The 25,852-nt window shown below is 32.9% G+C and carries 25 protein-coding genes and 1 tRNA gene; 13 read left to right on the plus strand and 13 right to left on the minus strand.

All coding sequences use genetic code 11. From position 1 onward, the window contains the following. Window positions 1-107 precede the first annotated feature (107 nt). From rplU to dut, 4 genes are all read left to right on the plus strand, one after another. Window positions 108-761 carry a 50S ribosomal protein L21 gene (gene rplU, locus AC1EUY_RS11685; protein ID WP_480195722.1) on the plus strand — a complete coding sequence of 218 codons (654 nt, stop codon included), beginning with the start codon at window positions 108-110 and terminating at the stop codon, window positions 759-761. A 42-nt stretch (window positions 762-803) separates the two neighbouring features. Beyond that, window positions 804-1,064 (plus strand): 50S ribosomal protein L27, encoded by a 261-nt coding sequence (gene rpmA / locus AC1EUY_RS11690; RefSeq protein WP_480195723.1) that lies wholly within the window; start codon window positions 804-806, stop codon window positions 1,062-1,064. Window positions 1,065-1,169: 105 nt separating this feature from the next. Then, the gene (locus AC1EUY_RS11695; protein WP_480195724.1) at window positions 1,170-2,624 is read left to right on the plus strand and encodes an oligosaccharide flippase family protein; all 1,455 of its coding nucleotides are present in this window, start codon (window positions 1,170-1,172) and stop codon (window positions 2,622-2,624) included. After that, the gene (gene dut, locus AC1EUY_RS11700) at window positions 2,621-3,052 is read left to right on the plus strand and encodes a dUTP diphosphatase (RefSeq protein ID WP_480195725.1); all 432 of its coding nucleotides are present in this window, start codon (window positions 2,621-2,623) and stop codon (window positions 3,050-3,052) included. The genes AC1EUY_RS11695 and dut overlap by 4 nt, the downstream gene beginning before the upstream one ends. A 2-nt stretch (window positions 3,053-3,054) precedes the next feature. Here dut and AC1EUY_RS11705 read toward each other — a convergent pair whose 3' ends face one another. From AC1EUY_RS11705 to AC1EUY_RS11735, 7 genes are all read right to left on the minus strand, one after another. Next, window positions 3,055-3,609: a GNAT family N-acetyltransferase gene (locus AC1EUY_RS11705; RefSeq protein ID WP_480195726.1), complete on the minus strand. Its 555-nt coding sequence runs from the start codon at window positions 3,607-3,609 to the stop codon at window positions 3,055-3,057. Continuing rightward, entirely contained in the window at window positions 3,599-4,285 is a 687-nt protein-coding gene (locus tag AC1EUY_RS11710) for a LysE family translocator (protein WP_480195727.1), read from the minus strand. The genes AC1EUY_RS11705 and AC1EUY_RS11710 overlap by 11 nt, the downstream gene beginning before the upstream one ends. 9 nt (window positions 4,286-4,294) lie before the next feature. Next, the gene (locus tag AC1EUY_RS11715; RefSeq protein WP_480195728.1) at window positions 4,295-5,356 is read right to left on the minus strand and encodes a 2Fe-2S iron-sulfur cluster-binding protein; all 1,062 of its coding nucleotides are present in this window, start codon (window positions 5,354-5,356) and stop codon (window positions 4,295-4,297) included. Window positions 5,357-5,426: 70 nt separating this feature from the next. After that, window positions 5,427-5,864, minus strand: a complete 438-nt coding sequence (locus AC1EUY_RS11720) for a TPM domain-containing protein (protein WP_480195729.1) — start codon at window positions 5,862-5,864, stop codon at window positions 5,427-5,429. Further along, on the minus strand, window positions 5,864-6,475 hold the full coding sequence (locus AC1EUY_RS11725; protein ID WP_480195730.1) for a LemA family protein: 612 nt from the start codon (window positions 6,473-6,475) through the stop codon (window positions 5,864-5,866). The genes AC1EUY_RS11720 and AC1EUY_RS11725 overlap by 1 nt, the downstream gene beginning before the upstream one ends. Window positions 6,476-6,487: 12 nt before the next feature. Next, window positions 6,488-6,817: a MerR family transcriptional regulator gene (locus tag AC1EUY_RS11730; RefSeq protein ID WP_480195731.1), complete on the minus strand. Its 330-nt coding sequence runs from the start codon at window positions 6,815-6,817 to the stop codon at window positions 6,488-6,490. Then, window positions 6,817-7,788 (minus strand): peptidoglycan DD-metalloendopeptidase family protein, encoded by a 972-nt coding sequence (locus AC1EUY_RS11735; protein WP_480195732.1) that lies wholly within the window; start codon window positions 7,786-7,788, stop codon window positions 6,817-6,819. Before AC1EUY_RS11735 ends, AC1EUY_RS11730 begins: the two co-directional genes overlap by 1 nt. A gap of 135 nt (window positions 7,789-7,923) precedes the next feature. Between AC1EUY_RS11735 and alaS the strand changes: the two genes are divergently transcribed. The 3 genes from alaS to AC1EUY_RS11750 are packed head-to-tail and all read left to right on the plus strand — an operon-like array spanning window position 7,924 to window position 11,963. Beyond that, a complete protein-coding gene (alaS, locus tag AC1EUY_RS11740) occupies window positions 7,924-10,533 on the plus strand; it encodes an alanine--tRNA ligase (RefSeq protein ID WP_480195733.1) in 2,610 nt (869 codons plus the stop codon). A 7-nt stretch (window positions 10,534-10,540) separates the two neighbouring features. Continuing rightward, on the plus strand, window positions 10,541-11,008 hold the full coding sequence (locus AC1EUY_RS11745) for a hypothetical protein (protein ID WP_480195734.1): 468 nt from the start codon (window positions 10,541-10,543) through the stop codon (window positions 11,006-11,008). Between the two features lies 1 nt (window position 11,009). Continuing rightward, window positions 11,010-11,963: a GSCFA domain-containing protein gene (locus AC1EUY_RS11750; protein WP_480195735.1), complete on the plus strand. Its 954-nt coding sequence runs from the start codon at window positions 11,010-11,012 to the stop codon at window positions 11,961-11,963. Window positions 11,964-11,990: 27 nt separating this feature from the next. Here AC1EUY_RS11750 and AC1EUY_RS11755 read toward each other — a convergent pair whose 3' ends face one another. From AC1EUY_RS11755 to AC1EUY_RS11770, 4 genes are read right to left on the minus strand one after another with little or no spacing between them, the layout of a single operon-like run. Next, on the minus strand, window positions 11,991-12,296 hold the full coding sequence (locus tag AC1EUY_RS11755; protein ID WP_480195736.1) for a rhodanese-like domain-containing protein: 306 nt from the start codon (window positions 12,294-12,296) through the stop codon (window positions 11,991-11,993). 56 nt (window positions 12,297-12,352) lie between these two features. After that, on the minus strand, window positions 12,353-13,642 hold the full coding sequence (locus AC1EUY_RS11760) for an amidohydrolase (RefSeq protein ID WP_480195737.1): 1,290 nt from the start codon (window positions 13,640-13,642) through the stop codon (window positions 12,353-12,355). Window positions 13,643-13,697: 55 nt separating this feature from the next. Beyond that, window positions 13,698-14,150, minus strand: a complete 453-nt coding sequence (locus AC1EUY_RS11765; RefSeq protein ID WP_480195738.1) for a GNAT family N-acetyltransferase — start codon at window positions 14,148-14,150, stop codon at window positions 13,698-13,700. A 46-nt stretch (window positions 14,151-14,196) separates the two neighbouring features. Next, on the minus strand, window positions 14,197-16,383 hold the full coding sequence (locus tag AC1EUY_RS11770) for a glutamine synthetase III family protein (protein ID WP_480195739.1): 2,187 nt from the start codon (window positions 16,381-16,383) through the stop codon (window positions 14,197-14,199). 182 nt (window positions 16,384-16,565) lie between these two features. Here AC1EUY_RS11770 and AC1EUY_RS11775 point away from each other — a divergent pair, with 182 nt between their 5' ends. Beyond that, the gene (locus AC1EUY_RS11775; protein WP_480195740.1) at window positions 16,566-17,588 is read left to right on the plus strand and encodes a glutamine synthetase beta-grasp domain-containing protein; all 1,023 of its coding nucleotides are present in this window, start codon (window positions 16,566-16,568) and stop codon (window positions 17,586-17,588) included. A 60-nt stretch (window positions 17,589-17,648) separates the two neighbouring features. Here the strand turns inward: AC1EUY_RS11775 and AC1EUY_RS11780 are convergent, their stop codons facing one another. After that, window positions 17,649-18,590 (minus strand): calcium/sodium antiporter, encoded by a 942-nt coding sequence (locus tag AC1EUY_RS11780; RefSeq protein ID WP_480195741.1) that lies wholly within the window; start codon window positions 18,588-18,590, stop codon window positions 17,649-17,651. 129 nt (window positions 18,591-18,719) lie between these two features. Here AC1EUY_RS11780 and AC1EUY_RS11785 point away from each other — a divergent pair, with 129 nt between their 5' ends. From AC1EUY_RS11785 to AC1EUY_RS11805, 5 genes are all read left to right on the plus strand, one after another. Continuing rightward, window positions 18,720-19,082 (plus strand): BlaI/MecI/CopY family transcriptional regulator, encoded by a 363-nt coding sequence (locus AC1EUY_RS11785; protein WP_480195742.1) that lies wholly within the window; start codon window positions 18,720-18,722, stop codon window positions 19,080-19,082. A 2-nt stretch (window positions 19,083-19,084) separates the two neighbouring features. Continuing rightward, window positions 19,085-20,668: a M56 family metallopeptidase gene (locus AC1EUY_RS11790; RefSeq protein WP_480195743.1), complete on the plus strand. Its 1,584-nt coding sequence runs from the start codon at window positions 19,085-19,087 to the stop codon at window positions 20,666-20,668. Between the two features lie 543 nt (window positions 20,669-21,211). Then, entirely contained in the window at window positions 21,212-21,364 is a 153-nt protein-coding gene (locus tag AC1EUY_RS11795; RefSeq protein ID WP_480195744.1) for an SsrA-binding protein, read from the plus strand. A gap of 134 nt (window positions 21,365-21,498) precedes the next feature. Then, window positions 21,499-21,572, plus strand: a tRNA-Arg gene (locus AC1EUY_RS11800). Between the two features lie 253 nt (window positions 21,573-21,825). Next, window positions 21,826-23,067, plus strand: coding sequence for a site-specific integrase (locus AC1EUY_RS11805; RefSeq protein WP_480195745.1), 1,242 nt, complete (start codon window positions 21,826-21,828; stop codon window positions 23,065-23,067). Window positions 23,068-23,083: 16 nt separating this feature from the next. Here the strand turns inward: AC1EUY_RS11805 and AC1EUY_RS11810 are convergent, their stop codons facing one another. After that, window positions 23,084-25,708 (minus strand): AAA family ATPase, encoded by a 2,625-nt coding sequence (locus AC1EUY_RS11810; RefSeq protein WP_480195746.1) that lies wholly within the window; start codon window positions 25,706-25,708, stop codon window positions 23,084-23,086. Window positions 25,709-25,852 lie beyond the last annotated feature (144 nt).

The raw sequence follows: 25,852 nt of genomic DNA on the forward strand, positions 1-25,852 counted from the left end.
TAGCTAGTAAAAAATAAAGACTATTTTTTTATCTTAAGCTATTGTTAATCTAGAGAATAAGCTTATATTTGCACTCATTTTTAATTAAGCGAAATAAAATTTAAATTATGTACGCAATTGTAGAGATAGCAGGGCAGCAATTTAAAGTAGCTAAAGATCAAAAAGTTTTCGTTAATCGTTTACAAGAAAAAGAAGGCTCAAAAGTAACTTTTGATAACGTTCTTTTAGTAGACAACGGTAGCGTAACTATTGGCGCCCCAGCTATAGATGGTGCAGCGGTGACTGCAAAAATTCTAAAACACCTAAAAGGTGATAAAGTAATCGTTTTTAAGAAAAAACGTAGAAAAGGTTACAAAGTAAAAAATGGTCATAGACAATATTTATCTGAAATTCAGATTGAAAGTATTGTAACTAGTGGTGCTAAGAAAACTGCTAAAAAAGAAGCTGCTCCTAAGAAAGAAGAAAAAGCGGCAGTAACTACTGAGAAAAAGACTCCAGCTAAAAAGACCACCACTAAAGCAGATGACTTAAAGAAAATTGAAGGTATTGGTCCGAAAATTGCAGAAACTTTAGTAGCTGCTGGTGTTGCGACTTTTGCTGAATTAGCGAAAACTAAACCTGCAAAAATTTCGGAAATCATCGCTGATGTAAGAGGAAATCATGTTACAGATACTTGGCCAGAACAAGCTGCTTTAGCTGCTGATGGTAAGTGGGATGCATTACAAACATTACAAGATAAATTAGATGGCGGAAAAGCTTAATTGCTTTTTTCGTTAAGTTTAACAAAATAAAACCTTAAGATTATGGCTCATAAAAAAGGAGTTGGTAGTTCTAAAAACGGTAGAGAATCAGAATCGAAACGATTAGGTGTGAAGATTTTTGGTGGTCAAGCTGCTATTGCAGGTAATATTTTAGTACGCCAAAGAGGTACACAACATCATCCAGGAGAAAATGTATATATGGGTAAAGACCATACGTTACATGCTCAAGTTGATGGATTGGTAAAGTTTACCAAAAAAAGAGATAATAAATCATACGTTTCAATTGAACCTTTTGAAGCTTAAGATTTTTTAAACATAGATTAAAAACCCTTACCTTTCTGGTGAGGGTTTTTCTTTTATATTTGTGAAACATTTCCCAAAAGGGATGCCTATTAATCCAAATTCAACTTGAGTTCACTTAAAGGATTTTTAAAAGATACCATCATCTATGGAGTTGCTGCTGTTTTACCCAGAGCAATAAACATCCTTTTAACTAGATTACATACAGACACGCTAGAAACCGATAAATTTGCCGAAAATACTTGGTATTTTGTATTTGCAGCATATTTCATTGGATTTTTAACCTTCGGATTAGAAACCGCATTCTTTCGATTTTTTACTAAAGAAAAGGAAAAAGGAAAAGTAGTTTCTACATCTTTTTTCACGTTGGTGACCACGGTAACACTATTTTTAATTACACTACTTATTTTTAATGATCAATTCGCGCAATGGCTAGGGTTTGCCAATCCGCAACATTTAAAAATACTCACCTTAGTAACTGCTTTTGACACCTTTGTTGTGATACCCTATGCCTATTTACGTGTTACCAACAAACCTATAAAGTTCGCATCTTTTAAGATTGCTAATATTTTAATTTATGCATTCTTTAATCTATTCTTTTTATGGTTTGTACCTTATGCACTAGAGGCTAAAATTGCATTGCCCAAATTTTTAGTAAATCACCATCAGAATACACCTACCGTAGTTTATATTTTCATAGCAAATTTAATTGCCAGCTTTGCCACATTTTTAATGTTGTTACCTTATATGTTTCGATTCAAGTTTCAATTTGATACCAAAATGCTACGCAAGATGTTACACTATGGCATCCCAATTATGATAGGGACTTTAGCGTATATAACAAATGAAAACCTAGACAAACTCTTGTTAAGAGATGAAATTGGTGATGACCAAATGGGTGTTTATGCTGCTTGTTATAAATTGGGCGTGTTTATGACACTATATGTAATGGCTTTTCGTTTGGGTGCCGAACCTTTCTTTTTTAATGAAGCAAGTAAAGAAAATGCTAAAGAAACCTACGCTATTATTATGAAATGGTTTACTATTATTGGTGCATTTTTTATGTTATTGGTTGTGGTTTATATCAATATTCCAGCAAATATATTATTAGCAAGACCAGAATATTTCGAAGCATTAGCAATCGTACCTATCATTTTATTGGCGAATTTATTTTTAGGCGTTTACCATAACTTATCAGTTTGGTATAAACTCACAGATAGAACAAAATATGGCATGTATTTTTCTGTTTTAGGAGCAATCTTGACCATTGGATTAAATCTATTATTGATTGAATCCTATGGATACATGGCTTCCGCATGGGTAACTTTAGTTGCCTACGGAAGTATGTGCCTTATCTCCTATTTTTATGGTAAAAAATATTACAAAGTACCCTATAAGTTTGATACTATACTTTTATACTTATTAGTTGCAACGGCTTTATCATTTACATCATTTTATCTTTTTAAAGAGAATTATATAGTATCTACACTATTCGTTGCTGCTTTTGCAGGACTCATATTTTTTAATGAACAAAAAGAACTTAAAAGCATTTTTAAAAAATGACCATAGAAATTATCAACAAGTCTAAACATGCATTGCCTCATTATGAAACTTTAGCTTCCGCTGGAATGGATTTACGTGCAAATATAAACGAACCCGTTACTCTTAAACCTCTAGAACGTGCCATTGTAAAAACAGGATTATTTATGGCGCTACCTGCAGGATTCGAAGCACAAGTACGACCTCGTAGTGGATTGGCAGCTAAAAAGGGTATAACTGTATTAAATGCTCCCGGAACCATAGATGCTGATTATCGTGGAGAGATTGGTGTGATTTTAGTAAATTTATCTAATGAAGATTTTGTTATCAATGATGGTGAACGCATCGCTCAATTGGTTATTGCTAAATATGAGCAGGCAACTTGGAAAGAAGTAAGTATATTAGATGAAACAGAACGTGGTAAAGGTGGTTTTGGTAGTACAGGAATGTAACCTTATATAATATCTTTATAAACTGCTAACATAGGGCGATATTCTTCAAATAGCAGTTCTTTATCATATGTATATTTATCAGCTATTTTATAACCTAATTTTTTATAGAAATTAAACGCTTGTGGTTGTTTTTCCATAACTTCCAACCATAATAACTGATAATCATTTTCTTTTACAATTGACTCAGTATAGCTCAGTAATAATTTACCCAATCCCAATCCTTGTACTTTTTGATGCAAGTAGATACGATGTAGTTTTACGGCTTTTCTTTTTTTAAGACTCTTTAGTTCTTGATCAAATAACAATCTTAAAATTCCCACTACTTTATCTCTATAAAGCACAAAGTAATAGAATTGATTGTCTTCTGATAGTTCACTTAATAAATTATCTTTTGCATATTGAGAGTTAATATACCAATTACCTCCATCACTCCAATAGTGTTCGTAAGCTGGTGGATAAATTTCTGACATCAAATTAAATAATAATTGATGATCGATACTTGTTATGAGTTTTAATTTAACCACCGAAGAAATTGTAATAATCATATTACTTTTCATCAGGCAAATTTACTTGCTCTTCAATTACATTATCAATTCGCTGTGAAGCTTCTTCTGGCAATAATCCTTTTGCTGCTAATACCAATCCGAATATCATGAGGGCAATACCCATACCTCGTTTAATCTTATAAATAACATTAGGTGTCATTTTCCTTCTCAATTGTTTCGCCAATAAAATTTTAATAAGATCAGTAACAAAATAGGCAATTATAATGGTAGCAAAATAGGTGAATATTCTCGAATCATTCATCTCTAAATTCGGACCAATTACTACCACCATACCCAACCAAAACGCCAATACTCCTACGTTTATAAAGTTCAAGAAAAAACCCTTTATAAAGAGTTTTATATAATTATTTTTTTCTACGATAACCAAGTTTTCATCTGTGATGATCGGCTTGCGTTTTTTATATAAAATAGACAGCCCATATATAAACAAAAGACTCCCTCCCAAAATAAATAATCTAGGGTCATCCTTAATGCGCTCTAGTAAAGTTCTACTGCCGTAATAAGCAACATAGATAAAAATTATATCTGCGATAATAACCCCTAGATCAAAAGCTAGCGCGGCTCTAAATCCTTTAATAGCACTTGTTTCTAATAATACAAAAAACACAGGTCCAATCATAAAGGCTAGTGCTACTCCAAAAGGTATGGCATTTAAAATATCGTGCATTATGGCTTTTTAAACATCGTCGTAATCAATCACGATTTTTTTAGTAACTGGATGTGCTTGGCAAGTCAGTATCAACCCTTCCTCAACCTCAGTTTCATCTAAGATAGAGTTCTTTTCCATGACTGCTTTACCTTCGGTCACTTTTGCAATACAACTGCTACAAATACCTCCTTGACAAGAATAAGGAGCATCTAATCCTTGCAAAAGAACAGCATCTAAAATAGTATGTTCGTTTTTCATTACAAATACTTCTTCCTCATCATCTAATAACACTGTTATTGAAGTTTCTCCTTCTAAATTTTCTTGCACTTCTTCAGCGTCATCAACATCTTCAGCAGCTACTGTAAATAATTCAAAGTGAATTTTATCATTAACGACACTATTTTTAAGTAAAGTCTCTTTCACCAAGTTTATCATAGGTTCAGGGCCACATAAATAGTAACTTTCAAAATCGAAGCTTTTATAGTGATCATTTAGCATGCTATTAACAATGGTTTCATTTATTCTACCATGATGGTCTTCTTCAGTAACTTGACTAAAAACGTAATGCACAAAAAAGCGATCTGAATATTGTTGCTTTAAGCGATCCAAATCTTTTTTAAACATAACATCATTAGGGGTCTTGTTACCATAGACCAAAACAAACTTACTTTGTGTTTCGATTTCTAAAACTGAATAAATCATTGATAAAATTGGTGTAATACCACTGCCAGCTGCAAAAGCCAAATACTTATTTTGATTTGAATTTTTAGGTTCTAATTTAAATCGACCTCTGGGTTCAGAAATTTCCAGCTCATCACCAACTTTCAAGTCTTTTATTGCATATTGGGAAAAAAGACCCTTCTCAACGGCTTTTACTCCTATTTTTAAAAATCCCGAATCTTGAGATGAACAGATCGAATAATCACGACGAATTTGCTCACCATTCAACTCTTTTTGAATAGTAATATATTGCCCAGGAATAAATCTGAAAATCTCTTTTAAATTGTCAGGAATATGAAATGATATCGATACAGCATTATGTGTTTCACTATAAATCTCTTTAACAGAGAGTACATAAAATTTAGCCATATATTGAGTTCAATTGAGAACCACAAAAGTACAAAAATTGATATGTAAAAGAATGGAATAGAAGGTAAAATTAACTTACAGAAATTTCATCTGTAAGCTCATTTTCATCATTTGGTTGAAAAGGAAAAAATTCTTTTAATTTTTTACCAGTTTCAACAATTCCAGATTGTAATCCTTCGGCATAATTACCATTAGAAAATTGGTGGATTATCTTATTTTTAATGCTGTTCCAGAAACTATCTGAAACAGCATCATTAATACCTTTATCACCAAGTATCGAAAACTTTTTATCATCAACAGCCACATAAAACAACACACCGTTCTGTTGCTTGGTTTCATCCATTTTTAAAAAACAGAATACTTCCTTAGCTCGCTCTAACGCATCTTTTTCGGTAGTTTTTTCAAGATGTACACGAATTTCTCCTGAAGTATTTTTCTCTGCTTCGCGAATAGATTGAATAATACGTTGCTCTTCAATAGCCGTTAAAAAATCTTCGACTTTAGACATTATTCTTTACTCTTACCAAATTCGAAACTAGTATCTGGCAATTTCTCAGAACCTGGGTCTGCCTTATAACGCGGCATCTCACCAAAACCAAACCATCCAGCTAAGATCTTGCCTGGAAATTTTGTGGTATGCACATCATACACATTTACCGCATCGTTATAGCGATCTCGAGCTACATTAATTCTATTCTCTGTACCTTCTTGTTGCGCTTGAAAATCTCTAAAAGCTTGTGTTGCCTTTAATTCAGGGTATCTTTCAAAACTTGCCAATAATCTAGAAAAAGCTCCACCAAAACCAGCTTGAGCTTCTTGAAATTTGGCTAACTGTTCTGTAGTAATATTAGAAGGATCTATATTAACAGATGTAGCCTTAGCTCTGGCCTCTATAACATCTTTCAAAGTTTCTCTTTCAAAATCAGCTGCTCCTTGTACAGTTTTCACAACGCTGCTGTATAGATCATTTCTTCGCTGATAAGCACTTTCCACATCAGCCCATTCAGTTTTTGCATTGGCCTCATATTCAACAGCGGTGTTATTAAAGCCTACCGCCCAATTGTAAATACCTAAAGCTAAAACTGCAAGTATTATTACCGGAATTAACCATTTTTTCATAGTTGTATAAATTTAAAGTTGATTTTTAATTTGTAATAGTTCATTTTTTATCGCCTCTAATCTAGCAATAATTGAATGATTATCTTTTATCTTTTCAGGGTTTTGTTTTAGTTTGGTTTTAGCCCCATCTAATGTAAATCCTTTTTCTTTTACTAAATGATAAATCATTTGAATGTTCTTTACATCTTCTGGTGTAAACATACGATTGCCTTTAGCGTTTTTCTTTGGTTTGATTACATCAAACTCCTTATCCCAAAAACGTATTAACGATGTATTTACGTTAAAAGCCTTTGCAACTTCTCCTATTTTATAATATCGTTTGTCTGGTAAATTTATATGCATTAATCGAATGATTGACCTTCTTGGTTGGCAGCCTTAAGCATGGCTTTAAATTCTTCTGGTGATAAGTTTCCGTAATAGAAATTAATAGGATTTATAGGTTTTCCATCTTTATGTACTTCATAATGCAAATGAGGCCCTTTCGATCTACCTGTATTGCCTACAAACCCGATAAGATCTCCCCTTTTTACACGTTGTCCTTTCCTTACATTGTATTTCGATAAATGTGCATATAACGTCACATAACCGAACCCATGATCAATACGAATATGATCTCCAAATCCTGAAGCATTGTTATCAGCTCTTTTCACAACACCATTACCTGTTGCATAAATTGGCGTACCTGGGGCAGCAGTAAAATCCATTCCTTTATGTTGCTTTCTAGCTTTCGTAAATGGGTCAGAACGCCAACCAAAACCTGAAGCCACTCGCGTAAGATCTTCTTTTTTTACAGGTTGAATTGCCGGTATTGCTGCCAATAATTTTTCTTTATCTTCAGCAAGGTTAATAATTTCATCAAGTGACTTAGACTGCACATAAAGTTGTTTTGCCAAGATATCCATACTCTTCGTAGCTTCTATAATCATGTCTGAATTGTCAAAACCTTCTAAAGACTTATATCTATTAACACCACCAAAACCTGCTTTTCTCTGCTCTTCAGGTATCGGATTGGCTTCAAAATACATTCTGTAGATATTATTATCACGTTCCTGAATACCCTCTAAAACTGTCTGTGCTTGTGCCATCTTTTTATCAAGTAATTCATAACGTAATTTCATATTCTCTAACTCACGCTTTTGAGCTTTCTCTTTAGGCGACTCTATAAATTGAAATGAAATTAAAACTATTAAGGCAGCAAATAATACTGAACTTGCTAAAAAAATCATTGATTTTTTTAGCTTATCACGTTTTCTGAGTTCTATTTTACGATAAGAAAGCGTGTCTGAATCGTAATAATATTTTACTTTCGCCATAATATGAAATTATACTATTTTTGCAGCTATATTAAGCTCAAAATAGCCTTTACCTTTTGTCTGTGAAAAACAAATTTACAAAATGTTTTGCAACCATAAAAAAAGGCATTTCATTTAGCTTTTAATTAACACTTTATGACATCTCAAGAAGTAAGACAGCATTTTCTAGATTTTTATAAATCTAAAGAACATAAAATTGTGCCTTCTGCACCTATGGTCTTGAAAAATGATCCTACATTAATGTTTACAAATGCAGGGATGGTTCCTTTTAAGGAATTTTTCTTAGGTCAAAAAAATGCTGAAGTAAAACGTATTGCTGATACGCAAAAGTGTCTGCGTGTTTCGGGTAAACACAATGATCTTGAAGAAGTAGGTCTTGATACCTATCACCATACCATGTTTGAGATGTTAGGTAATTGGAGTTTTGGAGATTATTTTAAAAAAGAAGCCATTGCCTGGGCATGGGAACTATTGACCGAAGTATATAAAATCAATAAAGAAAATTTATATGTTACCGTTTTTGAAGGTGACAAAAATGATAATTTAGATTTCGATCAGGAAGCTTATGATTACTGGAAAGAATGGATCGATGAAGATCGAATTATAAATGGTACTAAAAAAGATAATTTCTGGGAAATGGGTGCGCAAGGACCCTCTGGACCCTGTTCAGAAATTCATGTTGACATTCGATCTGATGAAGAAAAGGCAAGAGTTTCTGGCAAAGAGCTTGTAAATAAAGATCATCCGCAAGTAGTTGAAATTTGGAATCTTGTATTCATGCAATACAATAGAAAAGCCGATGGTTCGCTTGAACCACTTCCTGCGAAGCATATCGATACGGGCATGGGCTTTGAACGGCTATGTATGGTATTGCAAGGAGTAACTTCTAATTACGATACTGATGTATTCACACCACTTATTCGAGAAGTCGAAACTATTACGAGAACCGAATACAATCAAGATGAAAAAATAGATATTGCTATTCGCGTGATTGCTGACCATATACGTGCAGTAGCCTTTGCTATCGCAGATGGACAATTACCTTCAAACAATGGTGCTGGGTATGTAATTCGTAGAATACTACGTCGTGCTATTCGTTATGGGTTTACTTTCTTACATCAAAAAGAGCCTTTTATCTTTAAGCTTGTACAAGTTTTAAGTAAAGAAATGGGTAATTTTTTCCCAGAGTTGAAAGCACAGCGACAGCTAATCACCAATGTTATAAAAGAAGAAGAACATTCATTTTTAAAGACTTTAGAGCAAGGATTACTATTACTTGACGGAATTATAAAAGAAACACAAGGAAAAGAAGTTGCAGGTGAAAAAGCATTTGTATTATATGATACGTATGGATTTCCTAAAGATTTAACTGCACTAATCCTTTCAGAAAAAGGATATTCATTTAATGAGAAAATCTTTAATGAAGAACTAGAAAAACAAAAAAATCGCTCTCGAGCAGCTTCAATTGTTGAAACCGATGATTGGAACGTTTTAGTTGAAGACCTAGAAGAAGAATTTATCGGCTATGATCAATTAGAAGCAGAAGTAAAAATTACACGCTATCGAAAAGTTACCTCAAAAAAAGATGGTGATATATATCAATTGGTTTTTAACCTTACACCATTCTATGCTGAAGGAGGTGGACAAGTGGGAGATAAAGGATATTTAGAAACTGCAACGGGTGATGTAATTTATATCGTAGATACCAAAAAAGAGAATAATCTTATCATCCATTTTGCTGAAAATCTACCTAAAAATATTACAGATACTTTTAAAATAGTTGTTGATGAAAAGCAGCGTTTTAGAACCGCTTGTAATCATACAGCTACCCATTTATTACATCAAGCATTACGTGAAATACTAGGTGAACATGTAGAGCAAAAAGGTTCTGCCGTGCATTCTAAATATCTTCGTTTTGATTTTTCGCATTTCTCAAAACTTACTACCGATGAATTGCGTGATGTTGAAGATTTTGTAAATGCACGTATCAACAATAAACTATCACTTCAAGAAAATAGAAGTACTACCATGGAAGCTGCCAAAAAAGAAGGAGCGATGGCACTTTTTGGAGAAAAATATGGTGATACCGTACGTACCATTCGTTTTGGGAAATCTATAGAACTTTGTGGTGGTACGCATGTACAAAATACTGGAGATATCTGGCATTTTAAAATTCGATCTCAAAGTGCTGTTGCAGCAGGAATACGTCGTATCGAAGCCATTACATATGATGCTGTAAAAGATTTTTATTTTGAAACAAACAGAGCTTATTTCGAAATAAAAGATTTATTTAAAAGTTCACTAAGCCCTGTGACATCAGTAAAAGCTTTACAAGAAGAAAATACGCAACTAAAAAAACAATTAGAGGATTTAATGAAAGACAAAGCTTCTTCATTAAAAAATGACTTAAAAACTAAGGTTGAGACCATTAATAATATCAATTTTATTGCTTGTGAGGTTGCTTTAGATCAAACAGCAATCAAAGATTTAGCATTTCAATTGGGTGGTGAAATAAATGATCTCTTTTTTGTTGCCGGATCAAGAAAAGATGGTAAAGCTATGTTGACGGTTTATATTTCTAAAAATATCACCAATGATCAGCTAAATGCTGGTAAAGTTGTTCGCGAATTAGGAAAACTGATTCATGGCGGTGGTGGCGGACAACCATTTTATGCCACAGCAGGTGGTAGAAACCCAGACGGTATTAAAGATGCACTAGTAAAAGCAAAAGAGTATTTGAGTTAAGAAATAAATGTCTGAATTAATTGAATATCTAGCTAAAGGAGAATTAAACTTTAATGTCAATATTTATTACCAGTCTAGAAAAATACTATATTCAAAACTAATTAAAGGGGGATTTAAATCAGATCTTATTAGGGTTTTTAATGAATCTAATATTTTGATTTTAGAATTGGAAGTAAAAGTGTTTTCACATGAATATGTATTAAAGAAAATAAATACTGAGTATTTAAATAATGAAATTACAATCATTAATAAAAACAAAATTAAGGTAGGTTTGAACAGTTTTCAATTTAAAAATTGGTTTTCATTATTTAATTCTTTTATATACATGAACAATGTAAAAATTGCAACAATTAAGTCCAAAGTTTTCTCTTTTAATCACGATTACAGAATTCAATTTAAAACTGAAAATAAGGAAATCATTAAATCTTCGTTATTGCTTTTCCTTATTAGTAAATCTTATCTGGACTTAGAATAAAATGCTTTTACAAACCAATATTCCTTTAACGCCTCAACAACATAATCAAATTGATTATGATTCTAAATTAGTGTTATTAGGTTCTTGTTTTTCGGAAAATATTGAGAGCAAATTTGATTATTTCAAATTTCAAAGCTTAGTAAATCCTTTCGGAATTTTATTTCATCCAAAGGCAATTGAAAATTTAATTACAAATGCCATTAATGAAAAAGAATATACTGAAAATGATATCTTCTTTTTAAATGAGCAATGGCATTGTTTTGAAGCAAATTCTAAATTAAGTAATCCTAATAAAAAAGAACTACTTCAAAGCTTAAACAGATCGATCAAATTAACAAATCAACAAATCAACAAATGTACTCATGTTATCATTACTCTGGGTACAGCCTGGGTATATCGATATATTGAATCAGATACTATTGTTGCTAATTGTCATAAAGTTCCTCAAAAGAAATTTTTAAAAGAACTACTATCTGTTAATGAAATTACAGAAAGTTTGGGTGCTATTCTAGCGCTTATAAAAAGTGCAAACCCTAATACTATTGTTATATTTACAGTTTCACCGGTGCGTCACTTAAAAGATGGTTTTGTAGAAAATAATCGTAGTAAAGCGCATTTATTAGCTGGCGTTCATAGACTTCTCGACTCCGCTCGAAGTGACATCAGTTACTTTGCTTCTTATGAAATAATGCTCGATGAATTACGCGACTATCGGTTTTATGCTGAAGATATGATTCATCCTAATCAAACAGCAATTAATTATATCTGGGGAAAGTTTTGCCATGTTTGGATTTCCGAAAAGGCACAACAAACCATGAACCAAGTAAATAGCATTCAAAAAGGATTAATTCACAGACCTTTTAATGAAAATTCTGAGCAACATCAAAATTTCTTAAATGTGCTCACTAAAAAAATGGAAATACTTCAAAAAGCATTTCCATTTATGAAATTTTAAAGCTTTTAGATATCAATCTAATACTTTTTACTCTATATATTGATCTACATTTTGCCAAGGGCCTCCATTAATAACATCAATACCATGCTCAGCTAAAAATTCTTCAGCTCGACCACTTCTGGCACCGCTTCTACAACAGGTAATTACTGGCTTTTTCCAAGATTTTATTTCTTCAATCTGATTAGGAATATCATCTAAAACTATGTGTCTTGATCCTTCAACATGACCTTCTTCATATTCTGCATCTGTACGAACATCTAAGATAATAGCCTCTTTAGCTAAATATGCTTCAACATCTCCAAACTCTTTTTTACTACCAAATAATCCAAACATTGTTTATAATTTATCTTTAATTACAAAGAAACTAAATAATTGCAGTAAGGCAATACTTATTTTTTATAATTATTAGCGTAATCAAAAACCAAGTTTACAAAGGTCTTTACTCCTAATTTCATACCACTTTCATCAATATAAAAATCTGGTGTGTGGTGAGAAGCAGCATCTTCTGGTTTGACATCTATCGGTTTTCCTCCTAAAAAGAAATACAATCCTGGGATCTCCTTTTGAAAATAAGAAAAATCTTCTGCACCCGTAATCGCATTAATTAAATGCACGTTGTCTTTGCCTGCGGCACGTTGTAATGTTGGCAACATCTTTTCAGTGAGCTTAACATCATTATACGTAATCGGGTAACCCTTATCTATTTCTATAGTAGCTTTCGCACCAAAAGCTTCAGCAATGGCAGGCACACGTTTTTTCATTTCATCATTTAATTTCTTTTGCATATCATAATCTAAGGTTCGTATAGTGCCTATCATTTCTACTTCTTCTGGAATAATATTACTACGAACACCTCCTCTAATTAAGCCAACAGTTATCACAGCTGCTTCCTTGGTTAATTCTGTATCTCTACTTATAATGGTTTGCAATCCGTTTATAATTTGTGCAGAAACTACAATAGGATCAATACCTCCCCAAGGACGAGAGCCATGTGTCTGCTTTCCTTTAACCTTAACAACAAAACGTTGAGATGCTGCCATAATACCAGCTGGTTTGTACGATATATCACCAACATTCATACCTGCACTTATATGCAAACCAAAAATAGCATCTACATCAGGATTCTTCAATACACCTTCTTCTACCATCATTTTGGCGCCGCCATTTTCTCCTGGTGGTGTACCTTCTTCGGCGGGTTGAAAAATAAATTTAACAGTACCTTTTATATCTTTTTTCATTTTTGAAAGTACCTCAGCTGTTCCCATTAAAATAGCAATATGAGTATCATGCCCACAAGCATGCATTACGCCAGATTGTATGCCATTGTATTCACTAACTACTTTTGACGCAAAAGGTACTGGCGTTCTTTCTGTTACTGGCAAAGCATCTATATCAGCACGAAGACCTATAACAGGGCCTGACTTCCCTCCTTTTAAAATTCCTACTACCCCTGTATGCGCGATACCAGTTTGCACTTCTAAGCCCAAACTCTTTAAATGGGCAGCTATCTTTTTGGCTGTTTTAAACTCTCTATTCGATAGCTCAGGATTTTGATGAAAATCTCGTCGCCATTCAATGACTTTAGACTCTACATCATTAATGAGTTTATTAGCTGCCTTGTTTTGGGCACTCAAATTAAAAGTAAAAAGTACGGCAAGAAGTAGTCCTATTTTTTTCATGTTAAGTTAGTTTTCGTGAAGTCTAAAATTAGCAAAAAATAACGTCTTTCTCTTTTTAATCTATTAATGATTTCGAAAAACAAATGCTAGATTCTACATTTATATACTCACCATAGTTCTCAGTGGGCGTATATCTATAGTTTTTATAAAGTAAAACTGCATCTTTCATAGCTAATGATGTTTCTAAAATTACTGTTGCGAAACCCAACTCTTTCGCCCAAAATTCTAATTCTAACAATATTTTTCTTGCTAATCCCTTTCTTCGAAAGGCTTGTTCAACATACATTCTCTTTATTTCAATAGTCGTATTGTTATACTCTTTAAAAGCGCCACATGCAACAACTTCATCACCATTATAAGCCAATACTACATGTTTTAAATGATCTATCTTATTAAGCTTTCTAAAAAAAGCATCATGCTCACCATTCATCACAGATAAATAATTATCAAGTTTTTTAACAAGTAGTTTAAAATCTTGGTCGTCTGAATTTGTTCTTAGTATTTTCATTTATATGAAATTAAAAATCCCACTCGAGTGGGATTTTCATAATTAATTACCTAGTAAATAATAATTCTCTATACTTTGTTAGAGGCCATAATTCATCATCTACCATCAATTCTAACTTATCGCAATGGTATCTTATTTCTTCAAAATAAGGTTTTACCTTATTACAATAAGCATCTGCTTTTTTCTGAGAATTTTCTATAACATTTGCTTTTTTGCGCTCGTCAATCATTTTTTCTACCTTAGAATTGATTTCGGCTATATGATGCGATATTCTTTCGATTAAATCGATCTGCTCTTTTGCTAGTTTTTTAAAGTTAGCTCCGAAAACCTCTTTTAATCCACGTACATTTTCTATAAGTGTATTTTGATAACGCACAGCAGTTGGTATTACATGGTTTCTAGCAATATCACCCAGCACTCGAGCTTCAATCTGAATACGCATGGTATATTCTTCTAATTCTATCTCATGACGAGCTTCTACTTCTACTTTATTCATCACTGCCATTTCTTCGAAGAGTTCGATCGTATTTTTAGCTATTTTTATCTTTAAAGCTTCTGGTGTTGTTTTATGGTTACTTAAACCTCTTTTCTTTGCCTCTTTTTCCCAAGCTTCTCCGTAACCATCGCCTTCAAAACGTATTTTTTTAGATGCTTTAATATATTCTCTTAACATATTAAAAATGGCTTCATCCTTTTTAAGGTTTTTAGTATCAACAAGCTTATCTACTTCTATTTTAAATTCTTTTAATTGCTTCGCAATAATCGTGTTTAAAATAGTCATCGGTCCTGCACAATTTGACAAAGAACCTACAGCGCGAAGCTCAAATTTATTTCCTGTAAAAGCAAAAGGTGATGTTCTATTTCTATCTGTGTTGTCTAATAAAATTTCAGGGATTTTCCCTACAATATTTAATTTTAAATCTGTTTTCTCTTGTGGGGATAACTTGCCCTTAGTTACATTTTCTAACTCATCAAGTACAGCTGAAAGCTGAGAACCTATAAATACAGAAATAATAGCAGGTGGCGCTTCATTAGCACCTAAACGATGATCATTACTTGCACTTGCAATAGCGGCTCTAATTAATTCTTCATAATCATGTACAGCTTTTATCGTATTAATAAAAAATGTTAAAAATTGTAAATTACTCATTGGTGTTTTACCTGGACTCAATAGATTTACACCCGTATCTGTTGCCAGTGACCAATTATTATGCTTACCTGAACCATTAATGCCTGCAAAAGGCTTTTCATGAAACAACACTTTAAAATGATGACGTTTGGCAATTTTACTCATTACATCCATCAAAAGTGAGTTATGATCAACAGCCAAATTAACCTCTTCAAAGATAGGGGCCAATTCAAATTGATTAGGAGCCACCTCGTTATGACGCGTTTTCACAGGAATCCCTAATAACATACACTCATGCTCAAGATCTCGCATAAAACTCATTACTCTATTTGGAATAGAACCAAAATAATGATCATCTAATTGTTGTCCTTTTGCTGGAGAATGTCCAAGCAAGGTTCTTCCTGTTAAGGTAATATCTGGTCTAGATGCTGCGAGTGCATTATCTATTAAAAAATATTCTTGTTCCCATCCTAAGGTAGCATTGACCTTAGTGACATTTTTATCAAAATATTTTGCAACAGCAGTAGCTGCACTATCTACAGCCTGTAAAGCCCTTAATAATGGTGCTTTATTATCTAATGCTTCACCTGTATATGCTACAAATACCGTAGGAATACATAAGGTAGTACCATAAAGAAAGGCTGGAGATGTTGGGTCCCATGCTGTATAACCTCGTGCTTCAAATGTATTTCTTATGCCTCCATTGGGAAAACTAGACGCGTCTGGTTCTTGTTGAACCAATTGCCCTCCTCCAAATTTTTCTATGGCCCTTCCTCCTTCGATGGGTTCGAAAAAAGCATCATGCTTTTCTGCTGTGGCACCTGTTAAGGGTTGAAACCAATGCGTATAATGTGTTGCACCTTTAGAAATTGCCCATTCTTTCATTCCCGTAGAAATACTATCGGCTATATTTCTATTTATTTTTGTACCTAATTTAATAGCATTCATAACACTTGAATAAGCATCTTTAGCTAAAAATTGACGCATGGCATTTTCATTAAATACATTGTTAGCAAATATTTCTGACCTCCTTTTATCGGCAGGTAGCTCTAAAGGTTTTCGGTTAAAAGTTTCTCTTAAAGCATCAAATCGTATTCTAGACATAAGTTTTATTTTATAACTGAGGGGCAAAATTACTAATTTTTACTTTATTTTTTGATATACCCTAAAAAATATAGGGGTGATTTTATTATTTATGTAATTTTAACAAAAAATACCCTACTAAATTTTATTGTTAAGTAAAAAATATTCATTTTTGCAGGGTTCAAATAAATAAAAATTAAGTTATGAGTAAAACTAAACTTGAATACATTTGGTTAGATGGTTATTATCCGACACAAAATATGCGTAGTAAAACCAAAGTAGTTGCTGATTTTAATGAAAAATTAGAAGATTGTCCTATTTGGTCTTTTGATGGTTCTTCTACCAAGCAAGCAGAAGGCGGTTCGTCTGACCTTTTACTAAAACCCGTTGCTATTTATCCAGACCCAGCAAGAGACAATGGATTTTTAGTAATGACAGAAGTTTTAAATGCTGACGGAACTCCGCATGAAACAAATCACAGAGCTAAAATTGATGATGATGATAATGATTTTTGGTTTGGTTTTGAGCAAGAATACTTCATTATGGATACGCACACGCAATTACCTTTAGGTTTCCCTATTGGAGGATATCCGGGGCCACAAGGAATGTACTATTGTTCTGTTGGTGGAAAAAACACACATGGTAGAGATGTTGTAGAGGAGCATGCAGATCTTTGTATTGAAGCAGGTTTAATTTTTGAAGGCATTAACCAAGAAGTAGCTTGTGGACAATGGGAATTTCAATTGTTTGCGAAAGGTGCTAAAAAAGCTGGTGATGAAATTTGGATTGGTCGTTACTTATTAGATAGATTATGTGAAAAATATGGTTATTATACTGAATATCATCCTAAACCAATAAAAGGTGATTGGAATGGTTCTGGTATGCACGCTAATTTTTCTAACACTTTACTAAGAACTTGCGGAAGTAAAGAAACTTACATGAAGATTTGTGAAGCGTTTAGACCTGTAAAAGATGAACATATTGATGTATATGGTGAATTTAATGATGAGCGTTTAACTGGCTTACACGAAACTGCGCATGTTTCTGACTTTAGCTATGGTATTTCTGATAGAGGTGCTTCTATTCGTATTCCTATTTTAACAGTTGAAAATGGCTGGAAAGGATATTTAGAAGACAGAAGGCCTGCTTCTAACGCTGACCCATACAAAGTTGCTGGTAGAATTATTGAAACGGTAAAAAGTGCTAATGTAGAAGCAACAGTTTGACATTTACAAATTCAAATACTTTACCTAACAAAAAAGCCAATTTTAAAATTGGCTTTTTTGTTAGGTAATTGTTAGGTATATAAATATAATATAAATTCCTAATAGTAGAATTCCGTCTTTCCAGTTCAATCGCATTCCTCTAGGGATAAATACCAAAGGCAATATTATAAAAGAAATCGCTAACATCCAGTAAATATCGTTAGTAAGCAAGCTTATATCATCAGGCTTAACTTCAACAGGAGTTATCATTGAAGTAATGCCTAAAACAGCCAAAATATTAAACACATTTGAGCCGATTAAATTACCCAGAGATATTGCCTTTTCCTTTTTGATAACCGCAATAATAGAAGCTGCCAGTTCGGGTACGCTTGTACCTACAGAAACAACAGTAACCCCAATTATAGCTTCGCTAACCCCTAAACCTCTTGCTAGTGTTTTTGCTCCATCAACTAATAATTCTGAGCCTCCCCATAATGCTACACCTCCGATAGCTAAAAACAGTACAATCTTGTGTAAGGATAAAACTTCATCATCTTCAGGCATTTCATCAACTACAGCGGGTTTTTGAAAGCGTAGTAAATAAATCAAAAATGCTATAAGCATTGTAAATAAAATCAGCCCCTCATATCGCTGTAAAATAAGGTCATTTTTAATAAAAAAGTAAAACAATACAGAAGCAATCATCATTACTGGCCAGTCGGTTTTATAAAAACTTTTCTGAATTTCCATACTTCCTAAAATCAATACCACTCCTAAAACCAATCCCAAATTTGCAATGTTAGAACCTATTACATTCCCCACGGCAATACCTGTAGCACCCTCTAGTGCAGAATTTACACTTACAATGAGCTCAGGTGCCGAAGTAGCAAAAGACACTACAGTCATACCTATTACTATTTTAGGAATATTTAATTGTAGTGATAAACCAACCGCCGCTTTTAACAACCAGTTGCCTCCCAGAACTAATAAAATAAGACCTAAAATAATGTAGAGAATACTCATGAGATAATTTTGAGCAAATATAATTTTTTAAATAGCAATGTAGCTTTGAATCTTAAATTTTAGTTAATTAACTATTTTTATAGTTATGAAACTAAAAATATAGTTATATTTGTTTTCAAACGTTTATTCATGGATAAATTAACTAACAAAGAAGAAGAAATATTAAATGCACTATGGAAGCTTGAAAAAGCTTTTGTAAAAGAGATTATCGAAATCTTACCCGAACCAAAACCTCACTACAATACCATTTCAACTATTATTAGAAATATGGAAAATAAAGGTTATATAAAATATAAAGCTTTTGGTAAAACCCATCAATATTACCCAACTATATCAAAAGAAGAGTACAAAAAAGTGTACATGAAAAAAACGATTCATAACTATTTTGAAAACTCTTATAAGAATGTAGTTTCATTCTTCGCAAAGAATGAAAAAATAAGCGTTGATGAGCTTAAGGAAATCATAAATTTTATTGAAAAAAACAACGAATAGTTATGGAATATTTAGTAAAATCATCTGCAATTATTGCTCTTTTTTATTTTGTTTATAAGTTCTTTTCAAAAAACGAAACACACTTTAAAACTATTCGCTTTTTCTTCTTATTTGGCTTGGCATCTTCATTAATAATACCAACTATCGGTTTTATTCACTATGTAGAAGTAGCACCTGAATTTACTGCAGATTCATATATTATGAATGATTCAATCTCTAATGAAAAAATGGATAAAGCGTTCACTTTAAACACTAAAGAAATCATCTATTATATTTATAGCATAGGCACGCTCCTCTTTTTGTTTCAATTTATTTTACGATTTGTATCACTAATCTTACTTCTATTTAAACATCCATTAAAAAAAGAAGATGGTTATATTTTTATCGAAACCGCCAAAAACCTCACACCATTCTCTTTTTTCAATTATATCGTATATAATCCAAATCAATTTGAAAAAAATGAATTAAAACAAATTATTATACACGAAAAAACTCATGCTTTACATCTACATTCAATAGACACTATTTTAATTCATTTATTTGCTGTTTTTCAATGGTTTAACCCATTTATATGGTTATACAAGAAAGCGCTACTTCAAAACCTAGAGTACATTACCGATGAGATTACGCAACAGCATGTTAGCTGCAAAAAAAGCTATCAGAAGCTATTGCTTAAGACAGGAGTCTCTAACTACAACATAGCACTCACAAATCATTTTTATAATTCACTATTAAAAAAACGAATACTTATGTTACACAAAGAAAAATCTAAACACAGAAGTAAATGGAAATTAGTACTAATAGCTCCTCTTCTATTATTGTTTATACTTGTATTTAATACTAAAACGATCGCACAATCATCAGATAATAAACAAGTAATTATTGAAGAAAAGTTAGAAATTATAGAATTACTGATCTCTAAAAAGACTTCTAAAGAAGCTTTGAAAAAAATCAAAGATGAATTTTCTACAAAAGGACTTAAGATAACTTTTTCAGGAATCAAAAGAAATAAAGATGATGAAATTACTGCTATTAAAGTTGATGCTAAAGCAGATAACGGAAAAGCTTCAGCCTCGTATGTAGCCAACAATGATACACCCATAAAACCAATAAAGATCTCATTCGATGGTGAAAACAACCATTTGTCAATTGGTTCAACCCATAACAATTCTTTTCACTATAGTGTTTCAGACCATGGAGGAAAGCGTATCATTAAAAGAAAAGGTAATGGTCATACTGAAGATATTATTCATATAGAAACCAATGGAGATCATGATGAAGATACAAATGTTCATGTTTGGACTAGCAAAGATGGCAAGCATAAAAAAATAAAGCGTCGTAAAGAAGTAATTGTAGAAATTGATGATGATGGTAATAAAACGAAAAAAGAAATCATCAAAATTAGCGGTAAAGGAAATAAAGACACTATTTTTATTTATGAAGATGATGATGATAACGAAGGTGCTACCGTAACTTACATAGTTAACGGTAAAAAAATGACGAAAGAAGCGCTTAAAAAAATGGATTCTAATAAAATTAAAACCATAGAAATTAAAAAAGAAGTAAAAAAGAAAAGGAAAAATTAATCAATTTAACACTCAATATGAGCCTCATTTTAATAAAAAAGATGAGGCTTTTTTATGAATGAAAATTTGCTTTCGAGAAACGAATACCCTAAAAAATAGCTTTAAAAAAACGATTTTCTCTCTCTTTTATAAAAAAGTGACAAAAACACCTCTACAAATATTACATTTTATAACTTAATTTCATTTTTACATTACATATGTAAATTAAATTCAAGACACATTACTTACACTTGAAGGAATTAAAATGATCTATTCATAAAATTTGATAGGCAGTTTCATAGATTTTTGATTTTTTATGTGACCTGATTTAAAAATCTTCATAAACTGAATAAGAATTTATTGAAAAGCTAAAATTTTCAAACCAAAATCTTATACCTATGATTGTATTTATTATATTTATTGTTGAGCTTATTACTACGGTGATTCTCTCAATTTTTTAGAAAAAGCCAACCTGACCAATCAATTTGTACTATTTAACGTACAAATAGCAACCAAAAACTCCTAAAGCAATTTAGGAGTTCTTTAAATTATTAATTTTGTAGTATGCAAAAACAACTATTTAAGCTATTAGCAAAAATTAATAAAATTCTTTTACCAAGCTTCACTAAAAGAAGGTTAGACCTAAGCAAGGCTTCAAAATTACAGCTTGCTATTATTGGCTGGAGAGCTTATGTTACAAAAAATGCCCTCGATTAAAGTGTCATATCTTTTTGAGTTGACTTAAAACAGTAAAAAAATGACTATGTTTTTTGAAAGTTAACTAAACCAATAAAAGCTTACATTTATTTTTAGTTTTTAGAAAAACATCTTTATATTTGCAGCCCTAAAATGGCCGCGTGGCGCAACTGAATAGCGCATCTGATTACGGCTCAGAAGGTTATAGGTTTGAATCCTATCGCGGTCACAAAAAGGCAGTTTAAACCCTGCCGAGGTCACTAGGAGGAAACTCCAAACTAATAAAAAACCTTGCAAAATCTATGATTTGCAAGGTTTCGTTATATTTAGGCTATAATTTAAATTGATTTGATTTGATTCCAAACGTCAACAAATCGGTCAACAAGTTTTTAATCGGTCAACACTGTTGACCGATTAGCCAAAAACACGAAGCATAGTTGATTTGACTTTCATCTTAATGTTTAACCTTAAAGATGACAACTATGAAGACATCAAACACTTTTTCTATCCTTTTCTGGATAAATGCATCACGTTCAACAAATGGAAATGCCGAATTGTTTGCAAGAATTACTGTTAATGGTAAACGAGCAAATATTGGGTTAAAAAGGAAAATTCCGATTAATCAATGGGACACTAAAACCAAAAAAGTTATTGGAAACTCTAATGAAGTAAAACAAATCAATCATCAAATTAATCAAATACAAGGAAGACTTTATGATATCTATCAGGAATTAAAATATAAGGGAGAACTTATCACAGCCCAGCTTATCAAAGCAAAATTTAACGGCAAGGATGACAATTCAAAAACCCTTCAGGAAATTCTTGAATATCATAATAAGAAAATTGAAAAGACATTAGCTCCAGGAGCTATTAGAAACTTTGGTATTACCGAAAATTACATCAATCGATTTTTAAAGAAAAAATTAAAGACTGATGATGTCTATTTAAATCAATTGAACTATAAGTTTATTTCTGATTTTGAAACTTTCCTTATTGGTTACTGTCCTAAAGGACATCCAAAGGCTATGGGAAATAATACCGTAATGAAACACATTCAAAGATTACGGAAAATTGTAACTCTAGCTTATCATCTTGAATGGCTTGAAAGAGATCCGTTTGTACGATGGAAACCTACGTATGAGAGTACACAAAGAGAATTTCTTAGTGTAAACGAGCTTTCTAACCTTGAAACATATAATTTTCCTTTAGAACGATTAGATAGGGTTAGGGATTTATTTATTTTTAGCTGCTATACTGGTATTAGCTATGCCGATTTAATAAAGCTAACTGAAAATAATATTGTTCTTGGAATGGACGGTAGTCGATGGATTTTTACAAAAAGACAAAAAACAAAGAACCCAGTAAAAATACCTCTACTAGAAAAGGCAGAAATAATTTTAGACAAGTACTCAAACCACCCCGTAACTGTAGTTTCTAAAACATTACTACCCTTGCTAACTAATGAAAAAATCAACTTGTATCTAAAAGAGATTGCAGATGCTGTTGGTATAAAAAAGAATCTGACTTTTCACATGGCCAGGCATACATTCGCTACGACGGTAACCTTATCAAATGGAGTTCCCATCGAAACTGTATCAAAGTTATTAGGTCATACAAAGTTGGCTACAACTCAAATTTATGCAAGAGTTTTAGATAGAAAAATTAGTGATGATATGAATGCTCTAAGGTTAAAGCTAGGCAAATTAGAAGGAAAGAAAATATAGCCTCAATTCAGAAAGACTAACTCCTTCCTCTTTCCCTTAACTCTTTAATATAAGTGTCAAGGATATCAATATCTGCCTTGACTTCATCTGAATCGGGCATTCTTTCAATAAGAGCACCTGCGCTATCATGACCAGTGAACATAGTAGAGCACTTGGACATATTATCTTCAACTTTTTGGTAATCAGCATCTGTTAGGTCAACCACTTTCTTAAGCCTATTAGTTTGAATTGCTCTACCAAATCTTTGTACAGTTTTGTTTAGAATGAGCTCTTCAATTAAGCGTTCCCAAGTTTCCCTGAGCTTTCCATAGAATGTTTTGGCTTTCTCATTGTACTCTTCCTCAGTCCCTTTGTCTTCTACTTTTTTAAGAGCTTGCTGCATATTCTTCAATTCACCTAATCGTCCCTTAACTGGCAGAGCGTCCCAAGGCGGGTTTGAAGCAGGGATTCCAGTTTCAGTCTTCTTTCGGGTAAGACTCTTAATATCAAAATCACAATTCAATTGAACCGCTTCTTCCTGAAGTATAATAAGAAATGTGATGTCGTGAGTGAATACAATCACTTGACGTTCGCCAGCCTCCTGAACAATTCTCCGAGCTATTTTGCTTCGCCATCTATGGTCAAGTGAGGAAACTGGATCATCAAAAATTATGGCAGATTTATGTTCCGAAATAGAGAGTTCGGAAAGGAAGGTTGCCAATGATATGCAACGATGTTCACCTTCACTTAAAATTTCCTTTAGGCTTACACTCTGACCATAAGATGTATCCAGTTGCAAATAGTGATACTGGCGACCTCGTACACCTTTGATTCCCATAGCTACCTCAATGTTTTTAAACCCGAGTTTCCTTAATTCCTCTTTGAAATTGTCTTTCAAGGAATTTGTGACATAGGTTTCCGTCAAACTATTGCTCAGTAAGGTAACACTACGAGTATTGCATTGAGAGGTACAGTTGTTGAGTGCTATGACTTTTTTCTTTCGCTTAATCTCATCCTCAATTTGCTTTTTATAGGTGGTCAAGTTTTTGGTTGCCACCATATTCGCGTATTCCTTTTCAAGCGGAATCAATTGCTTTTCAATTGATGTTTTAGCAAGCTCCTCGTTCATTTTTTCAAAGCCAGTAATCAGTGACTCAATTACTATCACCGGACTTTGCTTAAATTCAATATGAGGAATGGAATCCACTTTCTTTATCTCCCCAATTAAACCCGAAACCTTTTCACCTTTGCTTTCCAAAGTGGTTAAAAAAGATTGTTCTAACTCCTGAAAATCTTCGGCAAGCTCCTTAATCTCATCAATAGTAGGTTCGCTTTCTGAAAAATCATAGTTGAGATTGTAAAAGTATTCTTCAAACTCCATTAGTTTCGTCTCAGCTTTGTCCATTTGCTCTTGTAAGTCAGCTTTAACAAACTCTTCAAAATTTCCGAATCGTTTTCTTGCTTCTTCACTCAATTCCTGTAAGCAGAGCGGACAATTTTCATCTTCACCAGTACTCGGGAAAGTATCCTCACCGTGTATACCATCGTAAAAACTACGGGCACTTTCCCAAAGTCTTTTCCATTGGTTATTGCCAATACCCTCCATGGGCATGTCTGAAAACGCTTTTTCAGAAGCGAGTTTGGATGCCTCGGAAGCCGTAACCATATTGTTGATTGCATCCCTTGTAGCGTTCATTGCCTTTTCGGAAAAAGCAGCCTCAAGAGATTCATACTTAGTCTTAAGTGCTTTGAACCGTCTTATTCGCTGATCGTTTTCTTTTATCTCCTTTGCTGGATCGGTGGCCTTTAATTTGGAAATTGCATCAGCAATGCCTTTTATTTTTTCCTCGTCTTCATCTGTATAAGTGCAGAGCTCGTCAAGGTCTTCTTGTTTGGATTGCGCATCTAAAGTTCGCAGATATTTTGAAGGCTCAGTTTCAACTTCGTCTAACAAAAATGAGTAATCATAAGATCTCTCATTCAGTAACTGTTTTTCTGAATTGATGATACTTTCAACTTCATTTAACGCATTGGCAAGTTTTTCAAGAACAGTCAATCCAGATGGAATAAATGCAATCTCATCTTCGCCTTCTACATAGTGGTTTGCACTTGAGGCATCAAAAACGTCCACAGCTTTCAATAAGACACTATCAATTTCATCATCCTCCCAAGTAATGTCACCACCTGATCCATCTTCCTTGATGTATTCAACTTGAGCAAATTGTGTTTTGGTTTCGCTATCCGGGTCGAACAGGTTAAAGTTAATGGTTGGTAATTCACCTCTGGTATTACAGGTATTCTTTAAGATACTTACGTAGCTTGACTTTCCTGAACCATTATCACCATATATTCCCGTCAAACCAATGTTTGAAAACGCTAACTCTGAATTATCCTTTAGGGCATTTATGTTTTTGTTGTTTTTAATTTTTGAAAGCGTAATGCTTTCTTGTACATCAGAACTACTCACCAATTCTTTTAATTTATCCACGTTGACAGCCTTGTAGTCAAAATCTATGATTCCATGCTCAAATTTACAGATGCTCACCAGTACATCAATATCGTCTTGCGTTAAACCCTTGTTTCTGATGATTCGGCTGACTGCTTCTTGCCAAAACGAAGGTTTGTCCTCAACCCAATTTATTATGTCTATAAGTACGCCCATAAGCTCTATAAATTTATAGTATCTAAGAAAACTTCAAGATAGCTAAAACAACATATCCATCTTTTGAGGAATTCCGTATATTGTTTCCATAGGCTATTAAAAAGCCAATGAAAATACATTCTATTAAAGAGTTAAGGGAGTGCA

It is taken from the genome of Maritimimonas sp. 2210JD6-3, assembly GCF_056591795.1.

Coding starts and splice junctions, on each gene's coding strand:
- AC1EUY_RS11745 (WP_480195734.1), top strand. CDS start 10,541: ATGTCTGAATTAATTGAATATCTAGCTAAAGGAGAATTAAACTTTAAT.
- AC1EUY_RS11755 (WP_480195736.1), bottom strand. CDS start 12,296: ATGTTTGGATTATTTGGTAGTAAAAAAGAGTTTGGAGATGTTGAAGCA.
- AC1EUY_RS11770 (WP_480195739.1), bottom strand. CDS start 16,383: ATGTCTAGAATACGATTTGATGCTTTAAGAGAAACTTTTAACCGAAAA.
- AC1EUY_RS11735 (WP_480195732.1), bottom strand. CDS start 7,788: ATGGCGAAAGTAAAATATTATTACGATTCAGACACGCTTTCTTATCGT.
- AC1EUY_RS11765 (WP_480195738.1), bottom strand. CDS start 14,150: ATGAAAATACTAAGAACAAATTCAGACGACCAAGATTTTAAACTACTT.
- AC1EUY_RS11725 (WP_480195730.1), bottom strand. CDS start 6,475: ATGAAAAAATGGTTAATTCCGGTAATAATACTTGCAGTTTTAGCTTTA.
- AC1EUY_RS11790 (WP_480195743.1), top strand. CDS start 19,085: ATGGAATATTTAGTAAAATCATCTGCAATTATTGCTCTTTTTTATTTT.
- AC1EUY_RS11775 (WP_480195740.1), top strand. CDS start 16,566: ATGAGTAAAACTAAACTTGAATACATTTGGTTAGATGGTTATTATCCG.
- AC1EUY_RS11720 (WP_480195729.1), bottom strand. CDS start 5,864: ATGTCTAAAGTCGAAGATTTTTTAACGGCTATTGAAGAGCAACGTATT.
- AC1EUY_RS11705 (WP_480195726.1), bottom strand. CDS start 3,609: ATGAAAAGTAATATGATTATTACAATTTCTTCGGTGGTTAAATTAAAA.
- AC1EUY_RS11810 (WP_480195746.1), bottom strand. CDS start 25,708: ATGGGCGTACTTATAGACATAATAAATTGGGTTGAGGACAAACCTTCG.
- AC1EUY_RS11795 (WP_480195744.1), top strand. CDS start 21,212: ATGCAAAAACAACTATTTAAGCTATTAGCAAAAATTAATAAAATTCTT.
- AC1EUY_RS11760 (WP_480195737.1), bottom strand. CDS start 13,642: ATGAAAAAAATAGGACTACTTCTTGCCGTACTTTTTACTTTTAATTTG.
- AC1EUY_RS11780 (WP_480195741.1), bottom strand. CDS start 18,590: ATGAGTATTCTCTACATTATTTTAGGTCTTATTTTATTAGTTCTGGGA.
- AC1EUY_RS11730 (WP_480195731.1), bottom strand. CDS start 6,817: ATGCATATAAATTTACCAGACAAACGATATTATAAAATAGGAGAAGTT.
- AC1EUY_RS11805 (WP_480195745.1), top strand. CDS start 21,826: ATGAAGACATCAAACACTTTTTCTATCCTTTTCTGGATAAATGCATCA.
- rpmA (WP_480195723.1), top strand. CDS start 804: ATGGCTCATAAAAAAGGAGTTGGTAGTTCTAAAAACGGTAGAGAATCA.
- alaS (WP_480195733.1), top strand. CDS start 7,924: ATGACATCTCAAGAAGTAAGACAGCATTTTCTAGATTTTTATAAATCT.
- AC1EUY_RS11750 (WP_480195735.1), top strand. CDS start 11,010: ATGCTTTTACAAACCAATATTCCTTTAACGCCTCAACAACATAATCAA.
- AC1EUY_RS11715 (WP_480195728.1), bottom strand. CDS start 5,356: ATGGCTAAATTTTATGTACTCTCTGTTAAAGAGATTTATAGTGAAACA.
- dut (WP_480195725.1), top strand. CDS start 2,621: ATGACCATAGAAATTATCAACAAGTCTAAACATGCATTGCCTCATTAT.
- AC1EUY_RS11710 (WP_480195727.1), bottom strand. CDS start 4,285: ATGCACGATATTTTAAATGCCATACCTTTTGGAGTAGCACTAGCCTTT.
- AC1EUY_RS11785 (WP_480195742.1), top strand. CDS start 18,720: ATGGATAAATTAACTAACAAAGAAGAAGAAATATTAAATGCACTATGG.
- rplU (WP_480195722.1), top strand. CDS start 108: ATGTACGCAATTGTAGAGATAGCAGGGCAGCAATTTAAAGTAGCTAAA.